Source organism: Burkholderia sp. E168m23 (genome assembly GCF_016586125.1).
GTDB lineage: Bacteria > Pseudomonadota > Gammaproteobacteria > Burkholderiales > Burkholderiaceae > Burkholderia > Burkholderia orbicola.
In genome coordinates, this window is record NZ_BCPP01000117.1 from 1 (window position 1) to 11,189 (window position 11,189).

General features: G+C 61.6%; 10 protein-coding genes, 2 pseudogenes and 2 riboswitches. Of the genes and pseudogenes, 3 read left to right on the forward strand and 9 right to left on the reverse strand.

What is annotated here, in order from left to right; translation table 11 throughout:
• Nucleotides 1-432: DUF1989 domain-containing protein (locus JMF90_RS08965; RefSeq protein WP_201325055.1), on the reverse strand; the 432-nt coding region annotated here is incomplete at its 3' end.
• Between the two features lie 57 nt (nt 433-489).
• Nucleotides 490-621, reverse strand: a riboswitch (guanidine-I (ykkC/yxkD leader).
• Between the two features lie 432 nt (nt 622-1,053).
• A riboswitch (guanidine-I (ykkC/yxkD leader) is annotated at nt 1,054-1,178 on the forward strand.
• A gap of 139 nt (nt 1,179-1,317) precedes the next feature.
• Here JMF90_RS08965 and JMF90_RS08970 point away from each other — a divergent pair.
• Nucleotides 1,318-2,340, forward strand: a complete 1,023-nt coding sequence (locus JMF90_RS08970; protein ID WP_011549116.1) for an ABC transporter substrate-binding protein — start codon at nt 1,318-1,320, stop codon at nt 2,338-2,340.
• A 147-nt stretch (nt 2,341-2,487) separates the two neighbouring features.
• Here JMF90_RS08970 and JMF90_RS08975 read toward each other — a convergent pair whose 3' ends face one another.
• The 7 genes from JMF90_RS08975 to JMF90_RS09005 all read right to left on the reverse strand — a co-directional run bounded on the left by JMF90_RS08975 (nt 2,488) and on the right by JMF90_RS09005 (nt 8,157).
• Nucleotides 2,488-3,288 (reverse strand): phosphodiesterase, encoded by an 801-nt coding sequence (locus JMF90_RS08975; protein WP_078041971.1) that lies wholly within the window; start codon nt 3,286-3,288, stop codon nt 2,488-2,490.
• Between the two features lie 294 nt (nt 3,289-3,582).
• On the reverse strand, nt 3,583-4,158 hold the full coding sequence (locus JMF90_RS08980; RefSeq protein WP_011549118.1) for a GNAT family N-acetyltransferase: 576 nt from the start codon (nt 4,156-4,158) through the stop codon (nt 3,583-3,585).
• Between the two features lie 266 nt (nt 4,159-4,424).
• The gene (locus tag JMF90_RS08985; RefSeq protein ID WP_227745890.1) at nt 4,425-4,910 is read right to left on the reverse strand and encodes a GNAT family N-acetyltransferase; all 486 of its coding nucleotides are present in this window, start codon (nt 4,908-4,910) and stop codon (nt 4,425-4,427) included.
• Between the two features lie 141 nt (nt 4,911-5,051).
• Nucleotides 5,052-5,513, reverse strand: a complete 462-nt coding sequence (locus JMF90_RS08990; RefSeq protein WP_011549120.1) for an NUDIX domain-containing protein — start codon at nt 5,511-5,513, stop codon at nt 5,052-5,054.
• A 249-nt stretch (nt 5,514-5,762) separates the two neighbouring features.
• A complete protein-coding gene (locus JMF90_RS08995; protein ID WP_078041965.1) occupies nt 5,763-6,290 on the reverse strand; it encodes a 2'-5' RNA ligase family protein in 528 nt (175 codons plus the stop codon).
• 79 nt (nt 6,291-6,369) lie between these two features.
• On the reverse strand, nt 6,370-6,936 hold the full coding sequence (locus JMF90_RS09000; protein ID WP_082409482.1) for a nucleotidyltransferase family protein: 567 nt from the start codon (nt 6,934-6,936) through the stop codon (nt 6,370-6,372).
• Nucleotides 6,937-7,194: 258 nt separating this feature from the next.
• Nucleotides 7,195-8,157: a LysR family transcriptional regulator gene (locus JMF90_RS09005; RefSeq protein WP_011549123.1), complete on the reverse strand. Its 963-nt coding sequence runs from the start codon at nt 8,155-8,157 to the stop codon at nt 7,195-7,197.
• An 814-nt stretch (nt 8,158-8,971) separates the two neighbouring features.
• Here JMF90_RS09005 and JMF90_RS09010 point away from each other — a divergent pair.
• Nucleotides 8,972-9,205, forward strand: a complete 234-nt coding sequence (locus JMF90_RS09010) for a hypothetical protein (RefSeq protein ID WP_011549124.1) — start codon at nt 8,972-8,974, stop codon at nt 9,203-9,205.
• Between the two features lie 138 nt (nt 9,206-9,343).
• On the opposite strand, the pseudogene JMF90_RS09015 reads toward JMF90_RS09010, so the two are convergent.
• A pseudogene (locus JMF90_RS09015) lies at nt 9,344-10,454 on the reverse strand (ATP-binding protein).
• Between the two features lie 395 nt (nt 10,455-10,849).
• Here JMF90_RS09015 and JMF90_RS09020 point away from each other — a divergent pair.
• Nucleotides 10,850-11,189, forward strand: a pseudogene (locus JMF90_RS09020) (esterase); the annotation flags it as partial.

Sequence of the window (11,189 nt, forward strand, 5' to 3'; positions counted from 1 at the left end):
GTATTTGGCGAGTTCGAGCACGAGGCTGTCGCGGCCGTTGCGGATCATTGCGTTGCGATCGGCCTGGTACGACGACGTGCCGTACTTGTGCGCGAACAGCCGCGCATCGCCGACGCCGCCGAGCGGGTCGTGCCAGCCGAGCGTGTCGGCCGTGATCGACGCGATCACGCGGCCCATGTCCGTATACAGCGCATGGCCGCGCGTCAGATGCGCGGTGTGCTGCGCCTTCAGCGTGTCGGCCATGTTGTAGCGTTCGAGCAGGTCTTCCTGGCGATGAAAGACAGCGGACAGGTTCGCGCCGCCGTCGACGTCGACGATGCGCAGCGCGAGGCCGCGGCGCAGGATGCCGGACCAGTGGGTTCCGGCGGGAATCAGCGTTTCCCACGCGACGTGCGGCGGCGGGGCAAGAATGGCTTGGGGGCTCGGCGACATGGCGGCTCCGGGATCGGTTGGACAAAAGGCGTGAGAGGGCGACCGAACGACATCGCGACCTCCCGGGCTTTTATCCCTCCGTGGAGCCTCGCCGTTTCCTCTCGTCGAGGCGAAGGCAAGACCGGATTGCTCTCGGACCAGGCATCGCGCGGCACACGCCGCACGACCGGAACCCTAGCGATCCTGAAGATGATGCAAATTGCTTCGCACCTCTCGGGCATCGAATAAGCGAGTTGCGTGCCAGCCGCCGCTCGATGACCGCACGACGCGGCCCGGCGGCGCGATGCCGCGCGACATCCGAATGACCGACGCATTCGCTTGCCCTCGCGGCGGGCGCGCGGCGCACCATGCGCACGCAAGCGCGCACCGGTGCAGTGCGCGTCGCGTGCTCGCCCACCGGCCGATGCGTGATGGCATGGGCATTGCTGAACCCATGCACCGTCACCTCATATCCGATCCTTCATGAACAAGCTCGACCTGCTCCGGCGCGTACTGCACGCGCTGTTCGCCGCCCGCTTCATCGAACTTCAGCGCGCCACCCGCCGCCGTTGAATCGCCTTGCCGCGCGCCGTTGGCACGCTTCTCGCTCGGCATGACGCCGAGAGGTGCGGCGGCGTCGCATCTTAGGGGTGCTAGGGTTCCGGTTCATCATCGAACGTCTGGTCCAAGAGCAGCCCGGCGCGAGTTCGTCCGGTCGCAAGACCGGATGCACGCGTGCTACACGGCGGGACAAAAGCCCGGGAGATTGGCGATGGCAACGGCCGTCGCGCCTCTCCGTGGCCGCTCGTCCGTTCCGCATCCGCAGGAACCGGTCACGCAGCCGGACCATGTGCTCGCGCACGGTCCGTATCGACGATCCCGATCCCGGTCTCCTGGAGAACAACGATGACCCGTCCCGCCCCGGCGCTTCGCCACCTGCCGTCCTTCCGTTTCATCCGTCATGCATTGGGCGCCGCCGTCGCGGCCGCCACGCTATGGGCGGCGCCTGCCGTGCACGCTGCCGCACCGCTGAAGATCGGCTACAGCGACTGGCCCGGCTGGGTCGCGTTTCAGGTCGCGCTCGACAAGGGCTGGTTCAAGGAGGCCGGCGTCGACGTCGATTTCGAATGGTTCGATTATTCGGCGTCGCTCGACGCGTTTTCCGCGGGCAAGCTCGATGCGGTCGCGGCGACCAACGGCGATGCGCTGGTAACGGGCGCGTCCGGCGCGAAGAACGTGATGATCCTGCTGACCGACTACTCGGCCGGCAACGACATGATCGTCGCGAAGCCGCCGCTGCGCACCGTCGAGGCGCTGAAGGGCAAGAAAATCGGCGTCGAGCTCGGCCTGGTCGACCATCTGCTGCTCGAAACCGCGCTGCAGAAGCACGGACTCAAGGACGGCGACGTCACGCTCGTGAATGCGAAAACCAACGAGCTGCCGCAGGTACTCGGTTCGTCGGCCGACATCGCCGCGGTGGCCGCATGGCAGCCGAACGCCGGCGAGGCGTTGAAGCGCGCGCCGGGCGCACGGGCGATCTTCACGTCGGCGGATGCGCCGGGGCTGATCTACGATGCGATCACTGTCGCGCCGGCGAGTCTCGCCGCGCGTCGCGCCGACTGGGCGAAGGTGATCAAGGTCTGGTATCGCTGCGTCGCGTACATCAACGATCCGAAGACGCAGGCCGATGCGGTCAAGATCATGTCGGCGCGTGTCGGGCTCGCGCCGGCGCAATATCTTCCGCTGCTGAAGGGCACGCATCTGCTCGACGAGGCGGCCGCGAAGCGTGCGTTCCGCAAGGGCGACGGGCTCGATTCGATCTACGGCTCGACGCGCAACGCGAATGCGTTCAACGTGCGTAACGCCGTGTACAAGCAGTCGCAGGACGTCGACGCGTATATCGATCCGCGGCTCGTCGATGCGCATTGAGGGCGGAAAGCCTGCCGGCGCGGCAATGCGCTGCGCCGGTGGGCGACTCTGATGAGCTCACGTGCTCCGAGGTCGCAAGCGGTCATTGCCCGTCCATGCCGTGCCGATGCCTCGTACGTCATCGACCGCCATGTGTTGACGGGGCGCTTACGCGAAAGGGAACGGGCCCTCGAAGTGCCCCACGTAACACAAGTGGGAAACCGCTGGCTGACCTCGACCTGCCCAGCGATGCAGCATGTATGCAGGGGGTTCGAGAAAGGAAGCGGGCTGCGCGTCCGCTTCAACGCGCAGCGCAATCTGAGTGGTCGTGCTCGGGCAGGTGAGTACCGGAACGCGTCCAAGACGTGTCTGCATCGACCGGTGGACGTGCCCGGCAAGAATGCGATCTACGTTGTCGTGGCGCGCCAGAACCGCGGCAAAGGCCTCGGCATTTCGCAATCCGTAGATGTCCAGATAAGGAATGCCGGTCATGAACGGTGGATGGTGCATGACGATAACCACGGTCCGATTGCGATGCTCGGCAAGTTCAGTGTCGAGCCACGCCAGGGTTTCGGCGTCCAGGTCACCGTGATGTAGCCCTGGAACGGAGGTGTCCAACGCCACGAGGCGTAGTTCGCCCACGTCCAGCGCGAACGAGAGTGCGCCCTCGTCCGGAAGCCACGCGTGATCCGGGAACGCGGCTCGCAGATTGCCACGGTCGTCGTGATTGCCCGGCAGAACCACGAACGGTCGCCTCAACTCCACGAGCAGTTCACGAAGTTTTCGATACTCGTCTTCGGTGCCCTCGTCCGTCAGGTCGCCGGAGATGACGACCAGGTCTGGCTCAGGTCGAATGCGGTTCAGCGAATCGACGGCCGCCGAAAACATGACGTTGGAATCCACGGCGTCTTGATACAGGACGCCGTGAGGCCGGACATGAATATCGGAAAGTTGTGCGATGACCGTCACTCGGCGCTCCATCGGTTTTGACCCGCCCGTACATCGATCGAGAGGATTTTAGGCCGGACAAAATTCGCCCATCGACAGAAGCTTTCGGTGACAACGGTCGGGCGCCATGCGCGCTCAATCGTGCGTCAGCGTGGCTGATTCGGGATGACAAGTAGACGCACACGCCGGGTGGCGAAGCACGAAAGGCGGCTTCTGGCCGAACGCGGCCGGCCGCCGCCCCGTGACGCGCGACCGGCGCAGATCGACCCGGTACGGTCAGCTCATGCGGCGAAGCTGAGGGCTTTGACCAGCTCGTTAGCCACGACGTAGGCAATCAGAACGTAACAACGAAAACTGCAGGAGATCATGATAGGCACCACGCCAGTACCCGGCTTGACGCTGATACCCTTCACGGACAAAGCCCAGCGTCTCCAGCACTTGTATAGAGGATGCGTTCTGAGGGTGGACCTGGGCTTCGATACGGTTTATCTGCATCGTGTCGAAACCGTAATCGATCGCGGCAGAAAGCGCTTCGTTCATGTATCCCTTGCCACGCGCAAACGTAGCTAGCTCATAGCCAACGGCGCAGCTTCGCCAATTTCGATTCCATCGGAAGAGGCCGCACGTACCAAGTAAATGGCCGTCCGAAAGTCTCTCGACAGCCCAACGGACGCCAGAGCCACTGCGCCGCCAGTCGGCAAATACCTGAATCAACTTGTCAGCCTCGCCTATATCGGTCATCGGATCGGTACCGAACCAGCGCATACCCTCAGCGTCACCGTGCATCGCGAACAGCGATGGTGCGTCGCTGGGCAAAAGCTCCCGCAATGACAGCCGGGAAGTTGTCAGCGTTGGGAAGGTGCTTTCCGTTTCGCCCCGATTGATGGACACCAGCGCCCCCTGTGTCGATGTTTCACTTGGTTTCAATAGATTGTCGCCGATTCAGTCCCGCCGATCCAATGTCCGGTGTTGGGTGCGGATTCAACTCGACGCGATGGGCTACCGCCGACCCACACGAGACAGTCACATGGTCCGAAAGCGGCCCCTCATGAAGGTGGCAACGTCCGCATCCTGATGCCCGAAGCTTCGCGGAAGTTGTTCGGGTACTCGGGGCACTCGCTTGTGGTTGCGCCTGTGAATACGCGTGGCCCTGAGCGCTAGTCCGAACGGGATGTCGCCCTGGCGGTAGCACGCCGCACCGCCGGTTTCGTGGCGAGTTCATCCAGTGTGGTGGAGAATTCGAAGCCCTTTTCGTTTTCACGAGTCACCACAAACCCAAGCTTGCGATGGAACGCGATAGACAACCGGTTGGTCTTGTAGACATGGCTTCGTAGCTCACCGATCCGTCGTTCGCTCGCCAGCGTCGCAATCTTCGCGAACAGTTCATTTACTACGGTATACGTCCGATGCAAGGGATGAGTACCAAACGCACCAACGAACCAGCACGCTCCTGCTTCCGGCCGAAGCATTGCATAAGCCACGAGTTTGCCGTCCCGTCGCACGTAGCACAGCTCATTGATCTCCAAGGATTTGCACAATTTCGCCCGATGCTCGTCTACGTCGAAGGCGTCGCCGGCTCGCTCAGTGTGCTCACGTAACGTCAGTACATCAAGTGCGAGAAGTTCGTCAACAGAAGGTGACATAGGTGGAGGTAAGGACGATGGAGAAGCGCACTGCAACAATACTTCGGATCAAAACTTTCGCGAATTCATACTGCCTCGCTGACTGACCGCTTCTGGCCGAATCTGGCAGCACGTGAAACCGCAACGGCATCCGCTGTGATCTTAGAAAGGGAGAAACAAGTCGTCCTTCGGATACGGGAGCGCCAGTTCCGGCATGTCATGCCTTCCAAAATATCGAGTTGACGTGGTTTCAGGATCGCTTGGTATCCCTGAGCCATCAATGATTTTGCATTGGAACAAAGTCACTACGTATTCGACGCGGTCGCCACTTGGATACGTGTATCGAAACAGTCGTCCGCCAAACACGCCGAGAATGCCGTGAATGCGGATTACATATCCGGTTTCCTCCATGACCTCGCGGAAGATGGCCTCTTGCGGGCTTTCGCCCAGTTCAACTCCACCAGCGGGAAGACTCCACGCCTCTCCAGACGACTTCTCCTGAAGCAGCAATTTGCCTTCATGGTCGTGAATCACAGCTGCAACGGACGGACTCAAAATCAGATCGCTTCCAACCTTCTTTCTCAGCCGACTCATGTAGCTTTCGTTATCGATCTGCAGTGACACCTTCCCCCCACAATGAGATTGGGCCGGTCCGATTGTCTGGGATCCCAGCAACTTTGTCGAATGTCTCAAAATGGCCGCCTCGCGCCCGACGCATGAGCGCGACGAACATCGCTGGGCGGCCGCGCGATGCAACAGGCGTAACACGACCCGGAGCGGACGGTCGGTTTTCTAGAAAGCGGCCATTCGTTTCAGGTGGGCCAGACGCCTAGTGCCATGGAACTGTCCATACCGGACTGCGGTCGATCGTCACTATACGCAGACATTTGGAAGATCAATCAGGTGCATCTTCCTCCAGCGACCCGACGAGTTTTCCAGCAGAGCGACCGAGCTACAGCACGTCCGAATCGCGTCCCGCGCAGACAGACGATGCTCGAGCTCGACGGCAGCCAAATGCGCTGTCGCAGCATCGCCATGCGCGACAGTCAGATGCGGAACGATGCCATCGTGTGCGCCACCATAGGGACGAAACATGGGGAAGCGCTCGACCAACGCAGCCGTCAAGGCGACGAACGGTTCTGGCGGATCGGGAGCAAGATAAGTGGTGACCGCAAACCGCTCGACCTTCCTCAACATAAATTCGAACGGTTGCACAACACTCAACGCGCTTTGCGCCTGACGAAGGACATCGGGCGTAATTTCGTCAGGCGGCATGAAGGGAAACAGAACCGTGATATGCGCCGGCACGCCGAGATCAGAGGTAGCATCAAACCGGCTCCGAAGGTCGGCTACTGTTGATTCGGCTGCGGGAACATCAACGACGAACGCTGTTGTGGGCATTCGGGAATCCTCTCGCGTCGATTGACCATCTATGGTCGATTTCCGTCGGTAACACGCCCCTTGACTGCCTGCGGCATTTCTAAACGATGATGGTCACACGGGGCCAGCGGTCCTTGTATCTTTTCTGCTGGATTCGCCGAAGATAGGTATCAATGCTGACACGCGCAGGATTGCGTCGTACCACCATGGAAAAAAGGTCGTCGAGTCCGTATGGTGCGCAGACATCAATTGTCCCGTCACCGAGCAAAGTCAATCCTACCGTCGTCGCGTACTCCGGCCACGACGCAACGGCTTGGGTCAGTGAACTGAAGGGGGGCACCGGATGCCCAAAGGCGCTCTCGAACCAGAGATGAACAGCGGCCTGATTCGTGACCTCCCACGGAATTTCGGGACATTGCGCCGTGAGGCTGTGCTGGATTTCGGCATCGCGAATCGACGACAAATCGGACGGGTCGAAATAGGCCAAATCGACGTCGGCTGGGCGTGTCGGAGTCACATATCCGTGAAGCGAGCCCCAGACCAAATTACGAATGGCCCCTGCGCCAATGCACCAGGATTTCAGGCCCATTGCACGTGCGGCCGACAGCGCAGACATACACCAAGACGACTGGCGGGCTATTTCGACTAATCTTTCGTTGAGATTCATCGCGGGTCTACGTGCCTAAACGAGCAGAACGGCTGATTGTCACCAAATCCGGCCGCACCGTCGAGTGACCGAAACTGGCCGAACATGGCCGGCCAATGCTCTGCAATGTGCGACCATCGCAGTTCGATCCGCTGCAGCCATTGGATGCCTCGGCAACTCAACGGCAAGGTTCAGTGCCAAGCTGATCTTCGGCTGTCCAACTGCATGCACCGGCGAAGATCCTCGGACATTAGCACTGATGGGCTGTTACGCCGCGCTTTAGTAACGGACTGCGCAAGTGGCCGTCCCGGGCTGCCCTTTACTCTCTTGACGCGGCGTCAAGAGCCGTTCAAGCAGATCGGTGCTGTCTAGTTGCGCAATCCACCAGTTTAAAGCGTTCCCTACCTTGTCCTCGCGCCAAGCGAGGTAGCCATTCGTGAACTCGCGCACACCCACAATGCGACGCGCGACCAGCCTGCCTTCGTGTATCGGTTCTTTCGCTACGAAATCAGGCAGCATCCCGACAGCGATACCTTCACACAGTGCTTGCAGTTTAGCTGCGAGCGTCGGCACGATGACCAGTGGCTGTCCGTCACGGGTGGCCACAGATTGCCGTTGCAGTTCGCGAGAAGTGTCACTGATGACAACACCTCGATATCCTGCGATCGTTTCGCTCTCCAACGGCTCGGGGATGCGGGCGAGTGGATGGTCCGGAGCCACGACAAAAACGTGCCGGAGGGTTCCGATTGGCCGGGCCGCAATATTGGCGGCATGCGGCGGCTCGCCGAACGCCCCTATCGCGAGATCGGCACGCCGCGTAACCAGGGCATCCCACACGCCCCCAAGCACCTCGGTGGAAAGACTTAGCTGGGTATTCATCTCCAGGTCGTAGAAGGCATGGACATACGGCCACAAGGACTGGATTGGCAAGATTGCATCGACGCATAGTCGAAGCTCCGATTCCCAACTGTCTCGAATGCCTTTTGCTTTGGCCTCCAGGTGTCGAGCCGCGTCTAAAAGTCGACGCCCATCTTCCACAACAGCACGACCCGCTTCCGTGAGTCTCGTCCGTCTGCCGCTGCGATCGAACAGTTCGACATCCATGTCGCTTTCCAGCTTTTGCACAAGGTAAGTGAGCGTGGACGGAACTCTATGCAACAACTCGGCCGCCTCGGCGAATGTACCGGTCCGGTCAATTGCATCCAAAACTTCGAGAACTTCAAATGACAGCTTGGTCGCCATACAGCATCCTTGGATACTTCTATCGTTCACAGGCTTCACCGCGACGGCCGAGCGGCTTTGCCGCAGCAACGCTTCCATGCGGTTGCCCAACCTTTCGGGACTCGCTCGGATGCTGATCAAATGGACAAAGGCGATGTCGTCCCTGACTCGGATGCTCTCGTTGACCGCCTCCGGCCACTCGATGGTCATTGCGGCAAGAGTCTAGGGTACACGCTGCCGTTTGTCTGCTCGTGGCGTGACGCACAGTCAGCCAGGCGCATGATTCTGCTCGCGTCAATTTAGTTGTCGCCCGCCAGCGCAGCCACGGGCCGTTTATCGGTAGCGGCGAGCGGCGACCGAGTCGCATTCCGGGTCAAGCGCCACGGCATCGACCGGTGTCCGGTGTGCGTGTCCCAAGACGATCGGACACGCCCATATTCGCGCCTTCGCGTTCAGGGCGTGGCGTGCCGCGACGGATACGATTGGCACGCGTGTGTCCTTTGGCAAGGTACAGTCGACGTTCGAATGGCTGCTTGAGAGCGATTGCCTACGACTGTCGAGGCCGACTGCTGCCCGACATGGGCGGCAACAGCCGACCCAGGACGGCCCTTCAGACTTATCCAAAGCGGCCAATCGTTGTGACCTGCGGCGGGATTTTATAGCCTCGCTCGATGAGTATCTTGGCCTCGGCGCGACTGCGGAATCATTCCCGATTAAATCGCTTCTCCCGCAGCGTGCCGTTGGAACCTTCAACGGAGTCGTTCTGCCAAGGGCGGCAAGAACGGACACAGCGTGTACGATCTGGTCTTCAAGAAAACCATCCAAGGAGAGAGGAATGAATCCGGAACAGGCCCGAGCCGAAGAAACCCAGGCGATGGAGCGCATGGTGGCCGCCACGCTGCGCGTGCAGAGTACGTTCGCCTCGATGCAGAAGCAATTTCCGCCGCAAGGCAGCGGCGAGCCTTCGCCGTTCGCGCTGCAAACCTTTGATGCCGCCCTGCAGGAACTTGAAGACGCACAGGCCGCGTTCGATGCGCTGCTGAACGATCTGATCGACGGTAACCGCTAAAGGCTACGCCCTTATCCGCACCGATTGCCGACGATCTAAAAAGCTGTGTCGGACGGCCGTTCGTGGCCGGTAGCGGCCTCTCGCCACCGCCGACCGCAAGCCCGACGGCGAATCATCCCCCGGCCCGCGCTCCCCGCTTCATACACCTCTCGGCAGCCGCACCGCGAACACGGTTTCCGTCTGATCGGACCGCGCGTCGATCCGGCCGCGATGCGCCTTGGCGATTTCCCGCGCGATGAACAAGCCGAGCCCCAAGCCGGCATCGTCACCCTTCCTTCCCTGACGCGCTTCCCCGCGCTCGAGCGGATCGAAAATGCGGTCGAGCGTGCGCGGATCGATCGCTGGCCCGCTGTTGCCGACCTCGACGAACACTTCATCGCCGGTCGTCGTGGCCACCACCCGCACCGGTGTATCGCGCGCGCCATACTTGATGGCATTGCTCACCAGGTTGCTCAGCAACTGCTGCATTCGCTGGTCGTCCCACTCACCCCGGAGATCGCCGCGCATATCGACGGTAATTTCGCGATCCGGATGACCGGCCCGCAACTCGTCCACCACATTGTCGAGCACATGTGCGAGATCGATATTGCGGGGAACGACGTTGATGCCCAGCCCGAGCTGGGTGCGATTGAAATCGCAGAGGTCATCGAGAAGGCCCTGCATGCGGCCGCCGCTTCTGATCAGCCGAGCGGCGGCCTCCGATACTTCCTCACCCGCATTGAGGGCGGCAAGATACGACGCCGTGAGCTGGATGGTCTGCAGCGGCGTGCGCATGTCGTGACTCAGCATGCCGAGAAGCAGGTTGCGCGCCTGTTCGACCTGTTCGGTAAAAAAAGAGACTGATTCGGCCAGCGCTTGATCGATCGCTTCGTTGAACCGGATCATGTCGTCCATGTCAGGCGCCCCCGGCTGACACGCGTCGATCCACAGCCGCAGCACACTGGCACGCAGCGCCCGATACTCGGCTGCCAGCTGGTTGATGTTGAAGCCCCGCCGGGCGCGCAGAACGGCATGCGTCTGGGCGGCCGTCTCGCTGGCGTTCGCCGGCTCGGGGGCGCGCCCCAGCGATTTTTCGTGTTGCGCTTCCCGCGTTTGCGGGGTCGCGATGTCCTTGGCGACGGCGGTCAGGATCTCGCGCGCGTGGTCGCGTAGCCCCTGCGAGTTCATGTGCCTCGCGGCCGGTAACAACGGCTTCCCACTGCACCAGGATCGTTTCCATGTTCCGTACGATGAAATCAGCAAGACGCATATCGCCCCTCACAACGGAATGAACGTTGGACGCTTCTGTCGAACCGCACGATATCACTGAATAACGGCGTTATCCGACGATTCGATCGCCGCCGTCGTCATTTCCGACTGCGCGGGCGGTGAACGCCCGGCGGCCAGGGCCCGGCGGACCGGACGATTCCGGATGCACCATGGTCCTTTTCAGGGCCGAAGTAGGCTTCGATTCGCACGCCCGTCACGTCGGGCGGCTAGCATCGCCGATAATCGATGCGCGTCACCCCCGTTCCGCCGGGCGCCGCCTTTCGGTTGCCGCGGCACCGGCAGCACGAACCTTGCTTCGCGCCCGTTCGACTTCCATCCGACGGTGGAGTCGGCCGCCTCTTCCCGTCACGGCCGGCCGCCGGCACGAAACTGCACATGCCCAGGAAGAAATCCAGCCTCTGGCTGCGGCATCTCGAACTGTTTTCCATCGCGACCGGTGCGCGGCCGAAGAAGCGCGCCGGCAAGCCGCGACCGGCCGCCCCAAAAGCCGCCAAGAAGGTCGTTCAACGCACCATCAAGCCGGCCGTCGCCGCCCCTGCCGCCAAACGAACGGGCGCCGCGCCCGCCGCACGCGCGCCATCGGTCGAGCCGCCCGGCACCTGGCTGCGCTCGTTTCATTCCGCCGGCCCGAGCGCCGGCCGGCTCGTGAACCATCTTGCGTACGCGCTGTATCTTCCCGCCGCACCTGCCAAAACAGCGGGCATGCCGGCGGTCG

What these genes read in the sequence shown, in the direction of transcription:
- JMF90_RS08970 (WP_011549116.1), top strand. Translation starts at nt 1,318, where the DNA reads ATGACCCGTCCCGCCCCGGCGCTTCGCCACCTGCCGTCCTTCCGTTTC.
- JMF90_RS08985 (WP_227745890.1), bottom strand. Translation starts at nt 4,910, where the DNA reads ATGTCACCTTCTGTTGACGAACTTCTCGCACTTGATGTACTGACGTTA.
- JMF90_RS08995 (WP_078041965.1), bottom strand. Translation starts at nt 6,290, where the DNA reads ATGCCCACAACAGCGTTCGTCGTTGATGTTCCCGCAGCCGAATCAACA.
- JMF90_RS09000 (WP_082409482.1), bottom strand. Translation starts at nt 6,936, where the DNA reads ATGAATCTCAACGAAAGATTAGTCGAAATAGCCCGCCAGTCGTCTTGG.
- JMF90_RS09005 (WP_011549123.1), bottom strand. Translation starts at nt 8,157, where the DNA reads ATGGCGACCAAGCTGTCATTTGAAGTTCTCGAAGTTTTGGATGCAATT.
- JMF90_RS09010 (WP_011549124.1), top strand. Translation starts at nt 8,972, where the DNA reads ATGAATCCGGAACAGGCCCGAGCCGAAGAAACCCAGGCGATGGAGCGC.